This is a genomic window from Chryseobacterium lathyri, from assembly GCF_019970085.1.
In the GTDB taxonomy this organism is placed as follows: domain Bacteria; phylum Bacteroidota; class Bacteroidia; order Flavobacteriales; family Weeksellaceae; genus Chryseobacterium; species Chryseobacterium lathyri.
Window position 1 is genome coordinate 363,682 of the sequence record NZ_JAHXYG010000004.1, and the last position, 22,183, is coordinate 385,864.

The 22,183-nt window shown below is 37.3% G+C and carries 21 protein-coding genes; 13 read left to right on the forward strand and 8 right to left on the reverse strand.

The annotated features are described in order from the left end of the window. Positions 1-31 precede the first annotated feature (31 nt). The 4 genes from LC418_RS14755 (at position 32) to LC418_RS14770 (ending at position 5,446) form a co-directional block, all read left to right on the forward strand. The gene (locus LC418_RS14755) at positions 32-1,219 is read left to right on the forward strand and encodes an MFS transporter (protein ID WP_223559688.1); all 1,188 of its coding nucleotides are present in this window, start codon (positions 32-34) and stop codon (positions 1,217-1,219) included. A gap of 23 nt (positions 1,220-1,242) precedes the next feature. Further along, on the forward strand, positions 1,243-2,031 hold the full coding sequence (locus tag LC418_RS14760) for an NUDIX hydrolase (protein ID WP_111952996.1): 789 nt from the start codon (positions 1,243-1,245) through the stop codon (positions 2,029-2,031). A gap of 128 nt (positions 2,032-2,159) precedes the next feature. After that, entirely contained in the window at positions 2,160-3,338 is a 1,179-nt protein-coding gene (locus LC418_RS14765; RefSeq protein WP_111952994.1) for an acyl-CoA dehydrogenase family protein, read from the forward strand. 164 nt (positions 3,339-3,502) lie between these two features. Next, on the forward strand, positions 3,503-5,446 hold the full coding sequence (locus tag LC418_RS14770) for a T9SS type A sorting domain-containing protein (protein ID WP_111952992.1): 1,944 nt from the start codon (positions 3,503-3,505) through the stop codon (positions 5,444-5,446). 61 nt (positions 5,447-5,507) lie between these two features. Here LC418_RS14770 and LC418_RS14775 read toward each other — a convergent pair whose 3' ends face one another. The 5 genes from LC418_RS14775 to LC418_RS14795 all read right to left on the reverse strand — a co-directional run bounded on the left by LC418_RS14775 (position 5,508) and on the right by LC418_RS14795 (position 11,274). Then, a complete protein-coding gene (locus LC418_RS14775; protein ID WP_223559689.1) occupies positions 5,508-8,201 on the reverse strand; it encodes a PD-(D/E)XK nuclease family protein in 2,694 nt (897 codons plus the stop codon). After that, positions 8,198-8,734 (reverse strand): DUF922 domain-containing protein, encoded by a 537-nt coding sequence (locus LC418_RS14780; protein ID WP_223559690.1) that lies wholly within the window; start codon positions 8,732-8,734, stop codon positions 8,198-8,200. Before LC418_RS14780 ends, LC418_RS14775 begins: the two co-directional genes overlap by 4 nt. A gap of 2 nt (positions 8,735-8,736) precedes the next feature. Further along, positions 8,737-9,141 (reverse strand): hypothetical protein, encoded by a 405-nt coding sequence (locus LC418_RS14785; RefSeq protein WP_223559691.1) that lies wholly within the window; start codon positions 9,139-9,141, stop codon positions 8,737-8,739. A 62-nt stretch (positions 9,142-9,203) separates the two neighbouring features. Then, the gene (gene rsmG / locus LC418_RS14790) at positions 9,204-9,839 is read right to left on the reverse strand and encodes a 16S rRNA (guanine(527)-N(7))-methyltransferase RsmG (RefSeq protein ID WP_111952984.1); all 636 of its coding nucleotides are present in this window, start codon (positions 9,837-9,839) and stop codon (positions 9,204-9,206) included. Positions 9,840-9,936: 97 nt separating this feature from the next. After that, positions 9,937-11,274: a M20/M25/M40 family metallo-hydrolase gene (locus tag LC418_RS14795; protein ID WP_223559692.1), complete on the reverse strand. Its 1,338-nt coding sequence runs from the start codon at positions 11,272-11,274 to the stop codon at positions 9,937-9,939. A gap of 224 nt (positions 11,275-11,498) precedes the next feature. On the opposite strand from LC418_RS14795, the gene LC418_RS14800 reads away from it, so the two are divergent. The 4 genes from LC418_RS14800 (at position 11,499) to LC418_RS14815 (ending at position 14,175) form a co-directional block, all read left to right on the forward strand. Beyond that, entirely contained in the window at positions 11,499-12,695 is a 1,197-nt protein-coding gene (locus LC418_RS14800) for a pyridoxal phosphate-dependent aminotransferase (RefSeq protein ID WP_111952980.1), read from the forward strand. 173 nt (positions 12,696-12,868) lie between these two features. Further along, positions 12,869-13,501, forward strand: coding sequence for a peroxiredoxin (locus tag LC418_RS14805; protein WP_111952978.1), 633 nt, complete (start codon positions 12,869-12,871; stop codon positions 13,499-13,501). A gap of 117 nt (positions 13,502-13,618) precedes the next feature. Continuing rightward, entirely contained in the window at positions 13,619-13,927 is a 309-nt protein-coding gene (locus LC418_RS14810) for a thioredoxin family protein (protein WP_034707328.1), read from the forward strand. Beyond that, complete coding sequence (locus tag LC418_RS14815) at positions 13,927-14,175, forward strand: DUF6952 family protein (RefSeq protein ID WP_223559693.1); 249 nt, start codon at positions 13,927-13,929, stop codon at positions 14,173-14,175. Before LC418_RS14810 ends, LC418_RS14815 begins: the two co-directional genes overlap by 1 nt. Before the next feature lie 380 nt (positions 14,176-14,555). Here LC418_RS14815 and LC418_RS14820 read toward each other — a convergent pair whose 3' ends face one another. The 3 genes from LC418_RS14820 to LC418_RS14830 are packed head-to-tail and all read right to left on the reverse strand — an operon-like array spanning position 14,556 to position 16,792. Further along, positions 14,556-15,245 carry a Bax inhibitor-1/YccA family protein gene (locus LC418_RS14820; RefSeq protein WP_111952976.1) on the reverse strand — a complete coding sequence of 230 codons (690 nt, stop codon included), beginning with the start codon at positions 15,243-15,245 and terminating at the stop codon, positions 14,556-14,558. 24 nt (positions 15,246-15,269) lie between these two features. Continuing rightward, the gene (locus LC418_RS14825) at positions 15,270-15,713 is read right to left on the reverse strand and encodes a peptidylprolyl isomerase (RefSeq protein WP_223559694.1); all 444 of its coding nucleotides are present in this window, start codon (positions 15,711-15,713) and stop codon (positions 15,270-15,272) included. A gap of 44 nt (positions 15,714-15,757) precedes the next feature. Further along, positions 15,758-16,792, reverse strand: coding sequence for an acyl-CoA reductase (locus LC418_RS14830; protein WP_223559695.1), 1,035 nt, complete (start codon positions 16,790-16,792; stop codon positions 15,758-15,760). Between the two features lie 59 nt (positions 16,793-16,851). Here LC418_RS14830 and LC418_RS14835 point away from each other — a divergent pair, with 59 nt between their 5' ends. From LC418_RS14835 to LC418_RS14855, 5 genes are all read left to right on the forward strand, one after another. Next, positions 16,852-17,202: a 4Fe-4S binding protein gene (locus LC418_RS14835; RefSeq protein WP_040999034.1), complete on the forward strand. Its 351-nt coding sequence runs from the start codon at positions 16,852-16,854 to the stop codon at positions 17,200-17,202. 122 nt (positions 17,203-17,324) lie between these two features. Continuing rightward, positions 17,325-18,389 carry a 3-phosphoserine/phosphohydroxythreonine transaminase gene (gene serC / locus LC418_RS14840; RefSeq protein WP_111952970.1) on the forward strand — a complete coding sequence of 355 codons (1,065 nt, stop codon included), beginning with the start codon at positions 17,325-17,327 and terminating at the stop codon, positions 18,387-18,389. A gap of 121 nt (positions 18,390-18,510) precedes the next feature. After that, on the forward strand, positions 18,511-19,476 hold the full coding sequence (locus LC418_RS14845; RefSeq protein ID WP_223559696.1) for a D-2-hydroxyacid dehydrogenase: 966 nt from the start codon (positions 18,511-18,513) through the stop codon (positions 19,474-19,476). A 3-nt stretch (positions 19,477-19,479) separates the two neighbouring features. Continuing rightward, complete coding sequence (locus tag LC418_RS14850) at positions 19,480-20,724, forward strand: DUF1015 domain-containing protein (RefSeq protein WP_111952966.1); 1,245 nt, start codon at positions 19,480-19,482, stop codon at positions 20,722-20,724. Between the two features lie 55 nt (positions 20,725-20,779). Then, positions 20,780-22,183, forward strand: coding sequence for a M20/M25/M40 family metallo-hydrolase (locus LC418_RS14855; RefSeq protein ID WP_223559697.1), 1,404 nt, complete (start codon positions 20,780-20,782; stop codon positions 22,181-22,183).

Below are 22,183 nucleotides of genomic sequence, written 5' to 3' on the forward strand. Positions count from 1 at the left end.
TCGTAAAAAAACAATAAAAAAAGTCCCCAAAATGACAGCCAAGCTTTCCAAGATCTCTCTTCCTCTAAAACTAACCTTCCTTATTTTTTCAATGGTCTTGAACTGCATGGGTATTGTGATCCTTCAGCTTTCAGAGGCAAAGATCACCTATGAAAAATTAGGTTTTTTAGAATCTTTCAAAGATATTCCCATTGCATTTATTTCACTTTTTGCAGTGAATTTTATAAGCAAGACGGGTACTAAAAAAGCATTGGTTTCTGCTTTAGTCATTGTTGGAATCTGCTCATGTTTCCTTCCATTTATAGAAGATTTTTGGTTCTATAAAGTCTGGTTTGCTATTATCGGGACCTGTTTTGCCGTAGGAAAGATCTGTGTTTTCGGAATTATCCGGAACAATATTTCAGATGAAAAGTCTCTTGCCAAAATGATGAACAGCGTGGAAGCCTCATTTATGGTCGGTATTTTTATAGTAAATACCGGTTTCGGGTGGCTCATTTCCAGCCGCTATTCCGAATACTGGAAGTTCGGTTTCCTTTCTATAACAGTACTCTGTGCTGTAACGATATTTCTTTTTTCAAAGCTGAACATCTCAGAAGCGAAAAAAACGGAGAATAAAAGTCTTATGGCTGAACTTTCAGTATTTGTAAAACCCACAACAATCATGTTCCTTGCTGTAGTTTTTTTTATTGTTTTTGTTGAGCAGGGATTTAATTCATGGCTGCCTTCTTTTTATAAAAATCACCTGAATGTCAATTCATTTTTTGCTTTACAGGCCACTTCTTTTCTTGCTCTTTTTTCTTATGCAGGCAGAACAGCAACAGCTAATATCATTCACAGATTTTCACTGTCAAAATATTATATTCTGTGCATTTCTTTAATTATTGCTGTGCTGGTAATTATCGTGGGAATACAGTATTTTGATTCTGTGAATTCCGGTATTATTCTATTTTTATTTCCGGTGATCGGACTTTTCCTTTCGCCGCTCTACCCTGTCATCAATTCAAAGATGATTGCACAGATCGACAGGGAAAAAATCAACCTGTTTACATCCCTGATTGTCATTTTTTCATCGCTTGGCAGCTCTGTCAGTTCAATTATTATGGCAGTTCTGTTCGGAAAACAACTGTTAAACTACTATCCGCTTTATATATTACTTGCTGTTTCTGTGCTTTTTACAGTGAGTTTAATATATTTTAAGCTTGCAGGAAAGAAATTATAGAAAATAATTTTATTTTTACTCCCATGAAAATCAAAGACACCAAAAACAAAGAAACCCTTCAGGAACTTATTGATACAAAAGATTTTGTAGCACACGTATCTGTTGACTGCACAATATTTGGTTTTCACAATAATATTTTGAAGGTTTTGCTTCTGAAGTACCACGATCTGGATCTGTGGTCGCTTCCGGGCGGTTTTGTTTTCAATGATGAAGACCTTCGTGAAGCCGCTGCAAGAGTACTGTATGAAAGAACCCATCTCCAGGACCTTTTTTTAAAACAGTTTCACACGTTTGGGAGAATTGACCGAACGGAGAATAATGTCCATCAAATCCTTCTTAACAATAAAGGAATTGAGGTTCCGAAAGATCACTGGATCTTCCAGAGATTTATTACGGTGGGCTACTGTAGCCTTATTGATTTTTCCGTCGCCAATACTTTTCCGGATGCATTCAACGAAAGCTGTGAATGGTTTGAGGTTAATAAACTTCCCAAGATGGCCTTCGACCATGACAGAGTTATAGAAACGGGCCTTGAATATCTTCGTATGAATATCAATACCGAAGTGGCAGCCAGTAATCTTCTTCCTGAAAAATTTACGATGAAAGATCTTCAGTCGCTGTATGAAACTATTCTGGGACAGAAATTCAGGAGAAATAATTTTCAGCGTAAAATATTAAGCTTGAATATTCTGGACAGACTGGAGAAACTGTATGACGGATCTGCCAATAAGGCTCCATATCTGTATAAGTTCAAAAGTAAGGTACACAATGCTGCCAATCAGTATCCTATCTCTAATGATGAGGAATCTTAGGAGACTGTATTTTAACTGAAATCCTGTATGTTCCCATTTATCTTACTGAAAATCAAACGCAACAAAGATTCGTAAAAAAATTTTTCAAACCAACGAAAAGTATTACTTTTAAGCAAATCAAAAAAATCATGTCATATTATCCTCTTACAAGCATTCCAGACTACTACGGAATTGATGCTTTACTTACTGAAGAACATAAACTGATCCGTCAATCGGTAAGAGATTGGGTGGAAAGTTTTGTAATGCCGCAGATTGACCAGGCCGCGCAAAATCATACTGATATTCCGGGCTTAATGAAAGAATTGGGAAAGATTGGAGCTTTAGGTCCATACATTCCTGTTGAATATGGCGGTTCAGGGTTAGATCAGATTTCTTACGGTCTTATTATGCAGGAGCTTGAAAGAGGAGATTCTGCGGTGCGTTCTGCTGCTTCGGTACAGAGCTCGCTGGTGATGTTCCCTATCAACGAATTCGGTTCCGAGGAACAGAAGAAAAAATACCTTCCGCATCTTGCTGCAGGGGAAATGATCGGTTCTTTTGGATTAACTGAGCCTAATCACGGTTCAGATCCAAGTTCTATGGAAACGTATTTCAAAGATATGGGTGACCATTATCTTCTGAATGGAGCCAAAATGTGGATCACGAATTCTCCTCTGTGCGATATCGCAGTAGTCTGGGCAAAAAACGAAGAAGGAAAAATACAGGGCTTAATCGTTGAAAGGGGAATGGAAGGCTTTACTACGCCTGAAACTCATAATAAATGGAGCTTGAGAGCTTCAAAAACCGGAGAGCTGGTATTTAATAATGTAAAAGTTCCTAAAGAAAATTTACTTCCTGGGGCAACAGGGTTAAAAGGACCTTTATCTTGTTTAAACTCAGCGAGATACGGAATTTCATGGGGTGTAATTGGGGCAGCAATTGACTGCTACTGTACAGCTGTTCAGTATTCTAAAGAAAGAAAACAATTTGGCAAGCCGATTGGTTCTTTCCAGCTTCAACAAAAGAAATTAGCTGAATTCTTAACAGAGATCACAAAGGCACAGTTATTATGTCTTCAGTTAGGAAATCTTAAAAATGACCACAAAGCAAGTCCTGCACAGATCTCAATGGCTAAGCGCAACAACGTGAAAATGGCTATTGATATTGCCAGAGAATCCAGACAAATCCTTGGCGGCATGGGAATCATGGGCGAATTCCCGATGATGAGACACGCAGCCAATCTTGAGTCGGTAATTACGTATGAAGGTACACATGATGTTCATTTACTGATCACTGGCTTAGATATTACAGGAATCAACGCTTTTTAAATAAAAGCTCAAAAATATACTGAAGAGGAGTTCGGCCGAATGGCCGGACTCCTTGTTTTACTCACTTTGCAGGGAACTTATATTCAATGAATAATTATTGATGTATTAACATTATCCATTTTTTATTAAAAATATTTAATTTAATAACATCAAAAAATATTGATATGAGAAAATTATCTACACTTTTATTAAGTTTCACTGCTCCGTTCTTTTTTGCCCAACAGGCAGGAGATGTTGTGAGTTTTGAACAAAAATTGGATCTGACTCCACAGGGAGTTACTAATTTCATCGCCAACAGTCTGGGCGAGCAGAACGCTCCGGATTTTGTCAGCTATCTCAATGGATTCAATGTGGGGCTTAAGGGCTATAAAATTACTTATTATACCAAAAATGAAAAGAATGTCTTAGTAAAGGCTACAGGACTTCTGATGTATCCGAACGTTAATTTTAAACTTTCCACGGTGGTTTCTGATCACGGAACGACCGACAGCAGAGATAATGTCCCTTCTAACTTCAAAGGAGCCTTAACCGCAGGATTCGTAGTTGAATTATCATATGTACTCAACGGCTATATTCTGATGGCACCTGATTACGTAGGAATGGGAAGCGGAGACGGCGTTCATCCATATGTAGACGCTGCTACGGAAGCTGGCGCAACGATAGACTTTGTAAAGGCAGCCAATAAAGTGCTGGGTCAGTTAGGAATAAAAAGATACGATGAATACTTTCTGGCAGGCTATTCACAAGGTGCGCATGCCGCCATGTCCACTTTAAAAAGCCTGAATACCTCTAACCCAACCAATCTGAAGTTCAAGTATGCTTACATGGGAGACGGACCATATGATTTTTCAGGAGTTACCCTGAATAAAGGAGTCCTGGAAAAGGATTTTTATCCTTTCACTTCTTTCCTTGCCAATGTATTGCATACCTGCAATAATACAGGTTATAAAACCTACAATACGAGCATTTCTGAGGTCATTTCTCCGGAATATCTGGATAAATACAATTACCATGTGGTTCAGGACAACGGAGGCCTTCTTTGGGGGCCTGTGATCTGGAGAAATCTTTTCACTCAGAATTTTGTTAATGATGTTACCAATAATCCCAACAATAACCTCAGACGATGCATGAAGCCTAAGGATGTGTATGACTGGTACAACAAAACCCCTATGACCCTGGGACATTCCTCAGTAGACCTGGCTATTCCACCGGAAAACACTTCTAAAACCATTGATGTACAGCGGGGATATTATGCATGGTGGGATCTGAACAAATATAAGCTGGAATCATTATTTTGGGGACCTTTAGGCCATGTAGGGGGAATTGTTCCTTTTACATTGGCCTCCAATGCCAAATTCAATACACTCAGAAGCGGAGGTTTTCTGAATGAATGGGCCATACTGACTTCAAAACAACAGGGAAACAGCCAGGCTGAGACCCATACACTCTATTCTTCTCAATTAAAGCCGGATCTTGGAAAAATGCAGCTTGTAGGAGTTACAGATTTCAATCAGGAAAAAGCAGTAAGCAAATCAGGAACAAACGGCAGTTTATCATCATTAACAGACGGTGTTTATCTTTTAAAAGTACAGGAAAATAACAATCAGAAATTAATTCCATACGTTAAAAGCACACCCGTAGAAGTTCCTGAAAATGAAATTGTACAGTCTGAAAACAATAATATTTTAAAACTGAAAATACCACAGGAAGAACTGATCACTGTCAATATTTTTGATGGCAATAAAAATCTTTTAAGAACAGTTTCTCAGAAAGAGTATGCCGAAAACAATGGAATTGACATAAAAGGTCTTAATAATCAGAACACTTTTGAAGTGGTCACTCAGTTTTATAATCTTCAGTTCAAAAAAGCACTGGAAAACAGCTCATTATCTGACAAGGCTGAGATATTTACGAAAAACCGCCAGATCGTTGCCAGAGCAGGCAATGGCATTAAAAACATCAGCATCTATAATATTTCGGGGGCATTGATTATTCAGCAGGAAGTCAATAAATCAGAATTTGAATCAAAAAGCTTGGAACCAGGCATTTATGTAGTTCAGTTTACCGGAAACGATGGTAAAACGGTGAATAAAAAAGTAAAATTATAAGACAATAGTACTAGTATATCTTCATTTCAAATGAGATGCACTTCAGCAATGAAGTGCATTTTTAATTGGAATACGGCTTGATATTCTCAATAAAACTGAGATCAGGGTTCAATATTTCCAGAATAAGGTTCTTTACAGACTGCATGGCATCATCAATATTCCCTTTATCAAACTGCAGAGAAATGACTCCTTTTTTAGCTTCTGCAAAGCTCCAGATTCCCATTTCTATAGGAAGTCCCCAAAATTCCGGAAGATTTTGTACCACATAATGATAAATGCAAAGCTGTAGAGCCTGTTTCCTTTCGCTGTTATGGAAATATTCATCTACGTTATTTTCATCTATTTTTACCATGAGGTTTTTGATCTTTGCCGTTTTATAATCAATAATTCTTAGGGTCCCGTTAAGGCGGTCTATCCTGTCGATAAATCCGAAGAAAGAAATTTTGTCGTTGCCATCAAGATAAAAATCTACATTTTCGAATCTTTTTTCAATGTCCAGAATCTCCAGGGTATTACCATTTCTCACCAGTTCAAGATCATGATTCAGTACATTCTCTATCACTTTTTTAGCAATAGCCCTGTGAATAAAATTCATGCCTTTTTCATAGAATTCAGGCTGATGCTTCAGCTTTTCAATAGCAATATTAATGTATTGATCTATTTCTTTAATTGAATTTTGTAAATCCTTTTCTTTTAAGACTTTACCTTTAAGTAATTCATACACTTCTTGAAGTGAATAATGAACCAGATTTCCGTAATTTTTAACAGACAGTTCTTCTTCTATTTCATCCGTTTCCGAGGTCTTCAATATCTTGGAAAGATAAAAATCTATAGGATTATAAAGATAGCTGGTCAGGTGTGATGCAGATACTTTTTCCTTCCATTTCTGCAACCTTTCCATCACGATTTCCGTCTTCAGAATTTCTATTGGTTGCGAAGCAATAGGTTCGGAAGAATTCTCAATAATAAGGTGCTCTATCTTATGGGAGCTCTCCATTTCTATCTGTGTGATAAATCTGCTCTTCTCTCCAGTATTCACTCCGGAACTGAGTGCATTGTACAGAAGATGGACATTTCGGGAATCCTGGATCAGCCTGTAAAAGTGATAGGCATAAATACTGTCATTTTCCAGAAACGTATGCATATCAAAATACCTTCTGATATCAAACGGAATATAAGTATTCTGTGAATTTCCTAAAGGCAGCTTCCCTTCATTCACAGAAAGCATGATTACATTTTCAAAATTCAGAAGACGGGTTTCCAGAAGACCCATAATCTGAAGTCCGCGGAGCGGTTCCCCCTGGAAATCTATACTTTCGGAATTGACATGCTGGTTGATCAGGATTTCCAGTGTTTCCATTTTGATTTCAAAATCATATGGACTGAGCTGGTTTTTAATAATTCTGAACGCATTTTCAAAATGGGAAACGTTTTCATATTGGATATCATCTATTTCCAGCCATTTGATCCGTTTACAGAAAGCGATAAGCATATCCAGGTAAACACCTGTATGATCAGCTTTTCTAAGAAGTCCATAATAAGAAAGCCCACCCAGAAGTTCTTCTAAAAGCTTTTTTGATATATAAACGATATTCCTCTCCTCTATTTTCGTCCTGAAATTACCGATAATCAACTCATCTTCAGAAGACTTCGGAAGCTCTTCAAGGATCGGGAAAATATCTCTGTAGTAATAGGAAGATTTATTTTTCTCCAGCTGTTTCTGAAGATAGAAAAGCTGTTTTACGGCATTGGAAAAAGAAAGATTCTTCAAAGGAAAACCCATGGTAATGTTCAGGTTTTCAACACCGTACATCACATCCAGACTCGCAGGAAGAAGATTTTCATCCAATAATACCACTGCGGTGTTGGAATAGGTCTTATTTTCAATTTCCTTAAATATTTCAGGCAGAACTTTAGTCTGCGTTACATTTCCGGAAACCTCATAAACTTTTATATTTTTTGGCTGATTAAAATCATCTTCTATCCACTGAAAAGTCCTGTTGTCATCAAATTCTTTCCATGTTTTATGGTTCCTGAGGAATTTTCCGGCTTCCTGTCTTTCATCATCAAAATAATAATGATCCGCCTGAAAGAAGCACTGTGCCTTATTCCAACGCAGTAAGCTCCTTACGAGCTTTTCTTCCACCGGTGTAAAAGCATTGAAGCCACAGAATACAAAATGTTCGGAAGTATTTTCGGCAAAAGCTGAGATCTTGGCCTTCGCAGTTTCATGAATCATCCCGGAAGTCGCCCAGTTTCTTTCCTGTAGTTTTTTCTTTAGAATTGGAAGAAAAACGTTCATATTCCGCCAGAAATTAAGGAATTTTTTACGTGGAACATCATCATCTTCACCCAGATCCTGAGCCCATTCTTTGATCCTTTCTTCATCAAACATATACTGCAAAACAGCTTCATCACTTTCAGAGAACTTCAGGATATCGTCCCAGTCCTTCTGAAGGGTCGGAAACCACTTTAAAAAGTCTGCAAAATCATCTTTCGGGATTAGACCAAGACTCCGGTAGACATCAAAGGCAAAAAGCCAAAGAGAGATTCCCTGAACAGGCTGTTTGCCTGCAATCCTGTCGATCAGCTCTTCTATGGTAAAGAAATTGGGAAGAAATCCTGAATAATTGTTTTCTTCCAGGATCTGCCTGATGAATACGATGGGACGTTTTCCGGGCAGAACAATATTGAACTCCGAAAGATCCTGGTTTTGGGCCAGCAGTTCGTGGATGATTTTATTGAGAAATTTCAAGAGGCTTTATAGCTTTTTAAATGGTCCAGTTCTTCAGCAATGAGAGCATTGTATTCTGCTTGCTTTTCTTTATTCATTCCATGTTCCGTAACCCTGTCATAGGACATCTGGAAATTTTTGTAATCGTTTGATATTTTGCTGTAAACTGCATTAAAATTTTTATTGTAATCACCGGAAGTTTTGATCTTCTCTCCTATCTCTTTCCTGAATTTTCTGACAAACAATTCTGCAATATCAAAATGCATTTGCTCATGCAGCAGGATATAATCATTTATTTTTTTGATATCTTTCCAGGATCTGTCTTCATTAAAAATAGCAGTGATCTCAATTTTAACCGGAGATTTAGGATTGGTGGATTTCACTACAGAATATTCCCAGCCACAGTGTGTATAGGCAGCGACATCGGGATGATTTTTTCTGTTTATGGGGCTTTTAAAGTTATCCCAGACCAGCTTATGATCTTCCTGCCAGATAATTTTCTGCCCAAAAAGAGCATTGGCAAAAAGAAAAAAGCAAAGTGAAATCCATTTCATTATTATTCTACTACAATTTTTTTGGTGACCCAGCTGTTACCGCCATTCCAGAATTTAAAGGTATACGTTCCTGTCTGGCGCGGACTGAAGTTGATCTGGTTGGCTCCCACATGGGTTTCCTGTGTACAGGGACCGTCCGTAGTATATTTATAAGCGGTAACAGATCTTTCCAGGCTGCTGTCATGAATATAATCATATCCATAAAAACCCTCACATTGGGACGAATAGGTAGAATACGTCTTAATACTCTGTATTGAATATACATCCATAGTATCCTGCATGATCTTTACACTGTCGATTTTGATCTTACCTATAGATTGTACAGTCTGGTAATCATCGTCTTCGCAGGAAACAAAAACCATTCCTGAAAACAATACAGAAAATCCAATATTTAAAAGTTTTTTCATAACCTTAAATTTACTGATTATTAATAAAAATTCAGCAAAAATTATTCCTTAATTCATTAAAATTAAGAATTAAAATTGCCTTTTGATACATAAATCACTTTTTTAGTATCAAAAAATTCTTCATCAAAATAGTTTTTAAGATTGAAGATTTCACATTTAATTCCGGCTAATTCTTCTGCAAGGTCGCCGCCTTTTAAATATAAAACCCCGTTATGTTTGGGATTAAACTGTTCTTTCTCAAACTTTCCTTTCAGCCATCTGAGGAATTCCGGCATCTGGGTTACAGCGCGGCTTACCACAAAATGAAACTTTTCTTTTACTTTTTCCGCTCTTCCGTGAATGGCCGTTAAATTAGTTAGCCCGATTCCTTCTGCCACTGCTTTCACTACAGTAATTTTTTTTCCGATAGAATCAACTAAAGTAAATTCTGTTTCCGGAAATAAAATTGCCAGGGGAATTCCCGGAAAACCTCCTCCTGTTCCTATATCCAGCACTTTTGTTCCGGGTGCAAATTCCATTATTTTTGCAATTCCTAAGGAATGCAGAACGTGCTTCTCATACAGCGATTCCATATCTTTTCTTGAGATCACATTGATTTTTTCATTCCACTCATTATACAGTTTCTCCAACTGGGAAAACTGCTCGATCTGCTTCTCCGTAAGATCAGGAAAGTATTTTAATAGTAACGATGCTGCCATATGAATTATTATAATCTACAAAAATAAGTTTTATTTCTGTTGTATTCAAATGAAGTTGTCCGGATCAGATTTTAAATTTCAGCTTCCTTAGTCGATATTATTTCGCAATCCCCGGAATAACAGGTACACTTAAATTTCCGGCCTGATTAATCGTCTGAACGGCAAAAATATAATTGTCTTTTGAAAGTGGGATTTTAATGGAAAGCTCTTTAGTGAATATCTTTTTTTGCCAAACGGGACTATCCGTTTCTCTTACAAGAATATAATACCCCGCTGGTGTTCCGGATTTTGGCTTTTCCCATCTTAGTGAGGTGGAGTTGGTAAGCTCTTTAACCATTACTTCTACCCGCTCAGGCTTTGAAGCAGCTTTGGCCAGACTTGCCAGAACAGCAATATTTGCCGCAACGTTTCTTTTCAGATAGTTAAAATCTATAAATTCAGGAAGATCTCCGTACTGCTTATTATTTTCAACTCTTATATCCTGATGTTGATGATCGTAGTTTTCATAATATTCAGTGAGCCTTACGGAAGGAAATCCCTGACTGACAAAGCTGGAATGATCTCCGCCACGTAAAAACCTGTCGTTCCTGTAAATCAGCTTCACTTCTAGTCCTTTTACATATTGTTCTGCAATTTCTTTAATATACCGGGCCAGTTGCCGGGATTCACTGTCGTTTTCAAGTCCCAGGTTCCTTATACCCATTGCTTTTTTATCGAGTTCTGCATAAGGCAGCCCTTCGCTAAAAACCCTTAACGTATGGTTATTGATCTCTCCTGTTTCTCCTGCTTTAGAATTTCCGATCATGTCATTGTTCAGGACTGCTTCTATCTGCAGGTTTTCTTTTTTGGCTTTATCTGCCAGAAGCTTAGATCCAAGCAAAGACTGTTCTTCTCCGGAAAAAGTAACGAAAATAACGGATGCCGGAAAAGAAGATCTGCTCAAAATTCGCGCAGCTTCTATAACAGCACTCACTCCGCTTCCATCATCGTTGGCACCCGGCGCGTATGAAATTCTGTTCATTACATCGGTAACCCGCGAATCCAGGTGTGCAGAAATCAGGAAAATTCTTTTATCATTAGGATCTGTACCTTTTAAAAAGGCTATAGGATTTCCCAGGTTGGTAACCCTGTCTATCCGTTTTCCATCCGGCTGAATGTTTTCCTTCTGTAAGTAAACATCCATTCTTCCTCCGGAATTCTTTGCATAGTCTTTAAATTTTCCAAGTACCCAGTTCCTTGCCGCTCCTATTCCCTGATTTTTATCATCAACAGAACTTAAAGTATGCCTGGTATGAAAGCTTACAAGCTTGCCGATATAGGATTTTAAAGAATCCGAACTTACTTCAGAAACGTATTTTTTTATTTCATCATCTTTTGTTTTTGTTTGGGAAAAACTTACAAAAGGAACCAACAATAAAAGGAGAGAATATTTCATACCCACTGAATATTTAGATAGCTAAATATACAAAAACATAATATTGGGCACCGCTTTTCATTTCCATGTTCTTAGGAACTGAATATTTCGGCAGAAAAGTATAAAAGACTATACTTTAATGATTAAAATTTAAAAAACCTGACAAAAATCTTTTTTCCTGCCTTACTTTTATTTCCCGGCAAAACGTTTTTATTATATATTTGTTAAAATTCAAAAAGACCCACATGGATAAACTTTCAGATAGAGTAAAGAGATTAGGTTACTCACAGACTTTCGTAATGTCAAACAAAGCAAGAGAAATGAAGGCCGCCGGCATTGATGTGATTAGTCTGACACTTGGCGAACCGGATTTCGATGTTCCGGACAATATCAAACAGGCAGCTTTTGACGCGATTAACCAAAACTACAGCCATTACTCTCCTGTTCCCGGGTTTCTTGAACTTCGTGAAGCGGTTGCCCACAAATTAAAAAGAGACAACAATCTTGATTATAAGCCAACCCAGATCTGTGTTTCCAACGGAGCTAAACAAGCTATTTTAAATGTATTGGCCTCCGTGGTCAATGATGGTGACGAAGTTCTTCTTCCAGCACCTTATTGGGTAAGCTATGATGAAATGGTAAAAATGATGGGGGGAACTTCAGTAATGCTGCCGACTTCTTATGTTACAGATTTCAAGATCACTGCCGAACAACTTGAAGAATCCATTACAGATAAAACAAAAGCTATTCTTTTCAGTTCTCCTTGTAACCCTTCCGGCGGATATTATACCTATGATGAGTTAAAATCGATGGCGAAAGTTATTGCCAAATATCCTCATGTAACGGTTATTTCGGATGAGATCTACGAGTACATCAATTACGAAACAAAAACAACATCCATCGCTCAATTCCCTGAAGTATATGAGCAGACTGCTGTGATTAACGGAATGTCTAAAGCATTTGCCATGACAGGATGGAGAATCGGGTATTCTGCCTGTCCGGAATGGCTGGCTAAAGCCTGCGAAAAGGTTCAGGGACAAATGACCAGCGGAGCCAATACAGTGGCGCAGAGAGCTTCTATTACTGCTCTAAAAACAGATCCTTCCGAGTACAAATACATGATTGATGCGTTCCAGAAAAGAAGAGATCTGGTGTATGACCTGATGAAAGAAATTCCAGGATTCAAAGTATTACTTCCAAAAGCTGCATTTTATTTCTTCCCGGATATCTCCCACTATATCGGAAAAACACTGAATGGCACTGAAATCAAAGACTCTGATGATTTCGCTATGTTTTTATTGGAAAGTGCTCATGTAGGATGTGTAGGCGGTGTTTCCTTCGGAAGCCCGGAATGTATCAGATTTTCTTATGCAGCTTCTGAAGAGGATCTTAGAGAAGCGATGAAACGAATTAAAGATGCTTTAGCTCCATTTAATTCATAAATTAGACTGAATAAAAATTAGTATAAAGTAAACAAAAAAGCTCTGATTTCAGGGCTTTTTTCTTATAGTTCCATTAAAAACAATTATAGATTTTATTTATCAATATTGATTTGTTTGATAGATGAAATATTTATATATTTGCACAAGAAAATTTAATATAAAAACAGAAAATTATGTCTTTAGTAGGAAAAAAATTCCCAAATGTAACAATCGATGCTATGTCTGAAATGGGTGATGATCTTAGAATCAACATCCTTGAAGAAGCTACTTCTAACCAGCAAAAAGTAATTTTATTCTGGTATCCGAAAGATTTCACTTTCGTATGTCCTACAGAGCTTCATGCTTTCCAGGATGCTTTAGGTGAATTCGAAAAAAGAAACACTAAAGTAATCGGTGCTTCTTGTGATACTAACGAGGTACACTTTGCATGGTTGAACACTCCAAAAGATAACGGAGGTATTGAAGGAGTAACTTACCCACTTTTAGCTGATACTCACAGACAATTGGCAAATATCCTAGGAATTGTAGATCAGGATTTCGAATACAATGAAGATGGAGAGGAAACTTTCACAGGTTCTAATGTAACGTACAGAGCAACATACCTAATCGACGAAACTGGAAAAATTTTCCATGAGTCTGTAAACGATATGCCTCTTGGTAGAAACGTGAAAGAATATTTAAGACTTATCGACGCTTACACGCACGTTCAAAAACATGGTGAAGTATGTCCTGCCAACTGGGAAGAAGGAAAAGATGCTATGAAAGCAGACAGAACTTCTACAGCAGAATACTTAGCTAAGAACTAAATTTAATATAACAATGTAGCAATCTAACAGTATAACAATTTTAAGATTCGTTTTTTAATTGTTAGATTGGTAAATTATTAGATTGCTACATTGTTTATTTTTTCTAAAAATAAACTTATGTACACAGAATTAACAGAAGATACTTTACAGAATATCGTGAACGACAATGAAAAAGTAGTTGTTCAGTACGGTGCCACATGGTGCGGAAACTGCAGAATCATGAAGCCTAAATTTAAAAAATTAGCATCAGAAAATGAAGAAATTCCGTTCTTATATGTAGATGCTGAAAAGCTTCCTGAAAGCAGAAAATTAGCAACCGTTGATAACCTTCCTACTTTCGCAGTTTTTAAAAATGGTGAATTGGTAAACCAGGTACAGAGCAACCAAGCTGAAAGTTTAATTAATCTTTTCAAAGAAATACAGTAATGAAGTTACCCGTAATCCGACAGTTTTATCAGAATCAGACGCCTGAAAATCTTGAAAAAACATTAGAGGTTTTAGAAAGCTTCTGCGAATTCAGAGGAACCAGCGAAGAAGATCTGAATCTAGCAGGAGAGCTGATCACAAATATCTGCGGCGCTTTGGAAGTGCACGCCAGCGTTCAGAACGGAATGAGCGAAAAAGACGCTTTAAATTCTTTTGCACAGAAGGTCTTAGGATCCATTGACAAGTAATTTTTTCATTCGATCGATTTTAACGATTAATAGTAAAAAATTACAACAAAAACACAGTACTACTGAGGCTTTCCTCGATACTATATTTTCTCAATTCTTTAGTTTTTAATTTAAACACACGCTTCAAAGCTTCTGTAATATGCCATTGCTGAAGCTGCTGCTTCTGTTTATATAGATTAAAGAATCCACTAAAATCCCAGTGATATTTTCACCGGGATTTTTTGGTTAAATGGCTGAATTAAAATTAAAGAATTTTTTTTAAAACATTTGTGCCATTTGTGTAAAAAAATACAAAAAATAATCCCGGTGAAAATATCACCAGGATTATTTATAAGATAGAATCCGAATTTACAATTCTTCTCCTTTCATTTTTAAATTAACTAGCTTCTTCTGCTCATTAAGATTCTCAGAATATACCAGAACAAAAGCATAATGGATGCAAAAAGCTGCAATGAAGCACCTACATACTGCCCTGTAGAATAAACATCTTTAAGCTTACTTGTTTCATAAAGAATACTTGCAGAAGCCAAAAGCACCATTCCTACTGAGAACCAAAGTCCCAGATTGAACCCAAAAATCGCTCCGGCTACAATAAGCCCTATCGAAAGAAAACCTCCGATAACAATAATATTTCTTAGGAACGAAAAATCTTTTTTTGAAGTAAATGCCACTGCCGAAAGTCCGGCAAACATGGCAATCGTAAGCATGGCAGCCTGGAATATAATATTTCCTCCACCCTGCATTCCTGCTGCGATATAGATCATAGGCATGAAAATCACAGCTTCCAGAATAATATAGAAGCCTAATCCGAAATACTGTGTTGTTCTGCTCTGCGAAAGTGACCATTTAGAAGCCAGCATCGAAGCCAGCCAGAAAACACCGATAATCAGTAGCCATGTGTATTTCTGTCCGAACATCATAGCAATGATCTCCACAGGAACCGTTTTCAGTAAAATAGTTTCAACCCCTATAAATGCAAGGATTGATAAAGCGACATGCAGGTAAGTTTTTCTGTAAAAAGCTGCTTTTTCCACATCGGAGGAATGAGCAACTAAAACATCTGTCATCATAGTTAGTATTTTTATTGTTTTAAATTATTTATCTTTTTTTGCCGGCATTACCCCAATAATCTTTCCATCCTCTTCAAAAACAGCCATAATTACCTCTTTTGAAGAAGAATCTCCTGCATATTTGTAGTTGATGCTTGGCAAACTGGAACCATCCATCAATCTGTGGTATCCCGTTTTTAAAATTTCCAGCTTTTTATTCACATCAAAGCCTTCTTTTACTTTTTTAAGAACATCGTCCGTAACAATATCTTTTACCTTATCGGAAAGAAGTGCATCAACGCCTGAACGATCCGAAGATTTAAGTGCTTCAACAAACTTAAGAAAGTTGTCATTATACAGATTAATCTTCTCTTTGCTTAACTGCGCAGGAATTTCTTTCTGAACTTTTTCAACCTTCACGCCTGTTACTTTCTGAGCAAACATCAGCTGTGCGGCAAGAACTGTAAGTCCTAAAAATATTTTTTTCATAATCTTTTTTGTTATTGGTAAAATAGTGAGTTAAGATACGAAAATCAGACCACTTCCAAAAATTTCATCGTATCTACATTATCGGCATACGTATCCAAAGCAGGGTGCTGCGCTTCTCCGAAAGGAATTGAATCCAATCCCAGCTCATCTTTTGCCACAATACACTGGATATTCTCTTCATTTTCGGTAATGAAATTTTTAACATCATCCAAAGATGAATATCTGCTGAAATGGATCACGGAAAGCGGGCTGAAAAGCTTATCATCCTCTTTCAGCATAACAAAATTATTATCCCAGAATTTATCCTGGTTCAGGAGATAAACTGCTCTGTTATAATCATAGTTATTTGCATATTTATTATGATTAATGATATCCTGGAAGCCTATAAAACTTTCAAATAGCCTGTCGATAAGAAAGTCTTCAGGAATAAAAATTCTGGTTACATTTCTGCATCCCAAACCGAAATACCTGAAAATATCTTCCGCCAGAAGCTGAAGTTCTTCAGAAGTCTCATCACCTTTCAGAACCGCCGCAGAGGTTCTGTTTTTTCTAATAATGCTTAAATGGTCCTTGAAATAATATTCCAAGTACCTTGCAGTATTATTGCTTCCTGTTGCAATCACAGCATCAAAATTCTCCAGTCTTTCAACAAATTCAAACTGGACAGCTCCATCTGACAACTCATTCCATTTTTTCAGCAGGAACGGGACCATCTGCTTATCTTTTGAAGACAGCTTAATCAAAGGAATGTGTCCGCTTAAAACAACAGATATCACATCATGCAGTCCTACCAATGGAATATTTCCGGCCAGGATCAATCCTACTCTTTTTGAAGTTTTGGAAACGGAATAATTTCTGAGCCAATTGTTTATATTTTCCTGAGTAAGCAAATGAGTCCATTCTGTAAGAGCAAATTTCTGATTCTCAAGGGTAAACCAGGGATTCTCTATTTCGGATCTTCTCAGCAATAACTCAAACTCCGTATCATGATCATTATAATCCGCAGGATTCTTTGCTAAAAACTCTTTTATATATACACTTAACTTAATAAGTCCTAAAACTTTATTTTCGATATTCATAATTACTTTTAAATTGGGGAATATTTTGTAATTTTGTGCAAATTTAAAAAAAATTAGCGATGGCTATTAAAATAACTGATGAATGCATTAATTGCGGAGCCTGCGAACCGGAGTGCCCAAATAATGCAATATATGAAGGGGCCGTAGATTGGAAAGCTTCTGAAGGTACTGCCCTTACAGGTACTGTGACCATGCCGTCAGGACTTACTGTAGATGCAGATTCGCCGCAGGAACCGGTAAGTGATGATGTATATTTCATTGTAACAGATAAATGTACGGAATGTAAAGGCTTCCATGAAGAACCTCAGTGTGCAGCTGTCTGCCCGGTAGACTGTTGTGTTCCGGACGAAGACCACGTAGAATCTGAAGAAACCCTGCTTAATAAAAAAGCATTCTTACACGGTGAATAATAAAAGCTCCGTCTCAGCATAATGAGGCGGTTTTTTTAACCATAAACTTAAAGGAATCTAGTAAAATATCAATAATAAACCGCAAGTCCATAAAATTCTTGCACAACCAAAAAAGTAAAAATATGAGCAAAAAGCACAACTTCAGCGCAGGACCATGCATCTTACCTCAGGAGGTATTTGAAAAATCAGCAGAAGCTATTTTAGATTTTAACGGAATCGGACTGTCTCTCCTTGAAATTTCGCACAGAAGCAAGGATTTTGTTGCTGTAATGGACGAAGCACGTGCCATTGTGAAAAGACTGATGAACCTTGGTGATGATTATGAAGTGCTTTATTTAGGTGGCGGTGCAAGCCTGCAGTTTGCGATGGTTCCCTACAATCTGCTGAAAGTAGGCGGTAAAGCAGCTTACCTGGATACAGGAACATGGGCGGCAGGAGCTATTAAAGAAGCTAAGAAATTAGGAAATGTGGATGTGGTAGGCTCTTCCAAAGAAGAAAACTATTCTTTTATTCCTAAAAATTATACGGTAGGTTCAGAATACGATTATTTCCACTGCACTTCGAACAATACAATCTACGGAACTCAGATGAAATCTTTCCCCGAAGTAGATACTTTGATGGTTTGTGATATGAGTTCTGATATTTTCTCAAGACAACTTGATTTTTCAAAATTTGATCTTATCTATGCCGGAGCTCAGAAAAATATGGGACCTGCAGGAGTTACCCTGGTGGTCATTAAAAAAGAAATTCTTGGGAAAACAGGAAGAGAGAACATGCTTTCTATTCTGGATTATTCCCAACATATTTCAAAAGAATCCATGTACAACACCCCTCCGGTTTTCCCTGTCTATGCTTCCCTTCTTACTTTACAGTATCTTGAAAAGAACGGAGGAATTGCAGCAGCAGAAGCCAGAAATGAGGCAAAGGCAAAACTTTTATATGATGAGATCGACAGCAATCCTCTGTTTGAAACATTCTGTGTAAAAGAAGACCGTTCCTTAATGAATGTTTCTTTCAACATCACAGATGAGAGCAAAAAAGAAGCATTCGACACTGCATGGAAAGCCGCAGGAATAAGCGGACTGAATGGACACAGAAGCCTGGGTGGTTACAGAGCAAGTTTATACAATGCTTTACCTATTGAAAGTGTGCAGGTTCTTGTTGATGTTATGAAATCTATTAAATAATTGAGCATTAAAAATTCAAAGATTGAAAAATTTAGAGCAGTTAATTAAAATTTATTAATTTGCGCCCCGATTTAAAATTTTTAAATAATTAAATTTTTCAATCTTTAAATCTAAATAACACATGAAAGTTTTAGCAAACGACGGAATCTCGAAAACAGGAGAACTGGCCCTTACGGAAGCAGGATTTGAAGTCCTGCCGAACAGAGTGGCACAGAATCACGTGATCAATTTCATTAATGAAAATAACGTGGATATTCTTTTGGTAAGGAGCGCGACGAAAGTAAGACAGGACATAATCGATGCTTGCCCAAGCCTGAAAATCATTGGACGCGGCGGTATCGGAATGGATAATATTGATGTTGATTATGCTAAAAGCAAAGGTATAAAAGTGATCAACACGCCTACAGCATCTTCAAAATCAGTAGCTGAGCTTGTTTTCGGACACTTTTTTGCACTGGCAAGATTCCTTCACGAATCGAACCGACTGATGCCATTGGAGGGGGAAACCCATTTCGATGCTATGAAAAAGTCATTCAGCAAAGCGTATGAACTTTCAGGAAAAACACTTGGAGTAATCGGCTTTGGAAGTATCGGGCAGGAAGTTGTAAAAATAGGGATAGCATTGGGAATGAAAATTAAGGTGCTGACGAAAAATCCTAAGACAAGAGTTCTTACCCTGGACTTTTTCGATGGGCAGAGTCTGAACTTTGAGATCACTTCCACCAATGATATGGATGCTTTCCTTAAAGATACAGATTTCATCAGCATCAATACTCCAAAAACGAATGAATATATTATAGACACACCTCAGTTTGAAAAAATGAAAGATGGAGTCTACATAGTAAATACTGCAAGAGGCGGTGTAATCAATGAGGTAACCCTTATAGATTTCATCGAATCTGAAAAAGTAGCGGGAGCCGCACTGGATGTATTCGAAAACGAACCGACTCCGGAACTCCCTTTACTGATGAATCCTGCATTATCTCTTTCACCTCACGTAGGTGGAAACACCATAGATGCACAGGAGAAAATCGGAGCAGAACTTGCAGAACAAATTATTAAGCTACAAAAAGAAACCATAAGATAAAATATGCCTGTTTTTAAACCTTTCCGTGGAATAAGACCTCATAAAGACTTTGAGAGCACTTTCCCTACCCATCCGCTGGACAATTTCACCCAAGAGGAGATTGCAGAGAAAGCTCAAGTTGAAAATACTTACATCAATATGATTAAACCTTATGTTGTAAGTAAATCCAAAGATATTGACCGGAATTTAAGGAAGATCCGTTCAACATTTGAAGAACTTCTGGAAGAAAAGAAACTGATCCAGGACAGTTCATCATATTACCTTTATGAGCAAATCTATCCCAACAAACAGGTTTTCAGAGGCTTGCTGGGATTAGCAAGTATTGAAGATTTCTGGAACGGAAAGATCAAAAGACACGAAAGTACCATTCCACAAAAAAAAGAAAAGCTGGCCCATTATCTGGACAAAGTAAGTCTTCAGGCTGAACCGGTGCTTCTTACCTACCCTTCCAATTCCAAGATTGAGCTTCTGATGAATCATGAAGAGAAGAATGTTCCTATTTTCAACCATGTGGATTCTATCGGGATCAGGCATAAGATCTGGAGAATAGATAACCGTCTGAAACTTCAGCAATTCAAAGAGGTAATCGATCAAATTGACTCGTTTTACATTGCAGATGGTCACCACAGGATCGGATCTACTGCTCTGAATGCTAAATATCACAAGGAGAAAAATAAAAGACACAACGGTACGGAAGCCTATAATTTTGTCTATAGTTTTATCGTCTCCAACCAGTCGATCAAGATTCATGATTACAACAGAATTCTGTCCGATCTTAACGGGCTTTCCAGCGAAGAGTTTTTAAAAGAGCTGGACCAGTATTTCCTGATTCATGAAAAAGGTGAAACTTCTTATTTCCCTTCACAGAAATTCCACATCTCGATGTACCTGGATGGTAAATTCTACTCACTTCACGTAAAGCATGACCTACGTTCAACGGAAATGTCCCTTGACAACCTTGACCACCATCTTTTAGATAAATACATTTTCAAAAATATCCTTAAAATAGAAAATTCAGACAGTTCTGAGAAAATATCATACGCCAAAGGAACATCCAATATCCAGGGAATCAACTATTTAAAAGAAAAAATAGACAATGGTGAGGGCAAAGTAGGGTTCGGAATCTATCCAGTGAGTTTCAACGATATGATCAAAATTTCTGATCTTAAGCTCAGTATGCCTCCAAAATGTACATTCATTGAACCAAAATTGGTTACAGCACTGTTAATGTACGATATGAAACCTTAATAAATTCCTAATTTTTCCCTACTTTTATCTTCGGAAAAAGAAAGGTAAATAAAAAATGAAAAAAATCTTCATTATACTTCCACTCTTTTTGAGTGGATTTTTATTTTCTCAAAAAAAGCCACAGAAAAAACCGGTAAAAAAAACAACCGTGGCTAAGTTCAACTATCATGATGAATTCAAAAGAATCTCAGACGAGGTAATGACCAATGGTACCGCTTACGAAAATCTTGGGGAACTTACCAAAGGGATCGGTCCCCGTTTCAGTGCTACTCCCGGTTATATGAAAGCGGTGGAATGGGCAGAAAAAAAACTCAAATCTATCGGTATTGAGATGATCTGGAGAATGGAAGCCAAAGCTCCGGTCTGGATAAGAGGAAGAGAATCTTTGCAAATAAAAACAGCGAATGGAGATTGGAAAAATATCAGAATGCTGTCTTTCGGGAATTCTGAAGGAACTGGCGGGAAAGATCTTACAGGCGAAATTGTTTTAATTAATTCAACTTCTGAGCTTAATGCTATGTCGGTTGGACAATTGAAAGATAAAATCGTTTTCGTCAATCTTCCGATGGATCCGAAGATCATTAATACAAATGATTCTTATTTAATTACCGCAAAATCTAAATTAATTTCCGCTTCCGTGATTGCTAAAACAGGAGCAAAAGCTTTAATTATAAGATCTTTAACAACAGCTATGGACGATACACCACATGCAAAAATGGTATATTACGAACCTGATGACAAAGTAAGAATTCCTGCCGTGTCCATTGGAGTAAAATCCGCTGATGAATTAGAAAAATTATTAAAAAATCAGAAAGTTGCCGCCAAACTGAATATGACGGCGCAATCAAAAGGCGATACTACCAATCCGAATATTATTGCTGAAATTCAGGGTAAAAAAGATTCTAAAGTGATTGTTTTAGGAGCTCAATTAGATTCGTGGGATTTTGGTGAAGGGGCTATTGATGACGGAACCGGTGTTGCACAGTGCATTGAAGTTTTAAGAACATTCAAAGCTCTTGGGATCGAAAATAATCATACGATAAGAGTTGTTTTTTATGCAAACAGCGAAAACGGGGGACAAGGACGTGAAATGTATGCAGCCTATGTGAAAAAGAAAGGAGAAAAACATGTTTTTGCTTTAGGAACAGATGCAGGAGGATATTCTCCAAGAGGATTTTCCTTAGATATGTCTCCACAAAGACGAAGACAGATCTTCGAATGGAAAAATTATTTCCTTCCTTACGGTATTTATGATTTTGACCAAACTGAAGCTATTCAGGATATTTCTCCGCTGAAAAAATTGGATATTCCTTTAGCTGAACTGGTTGTAGATACACAAAGATATTTTGATTACCACCACTCTGAACAGGATACTTTCGATAAGGTGAACAAAAGAGAGCTACTGTTAGGGGCTACAGCAATGACGCAACTTATTTTTATCATCGATAAAAACTGGTAA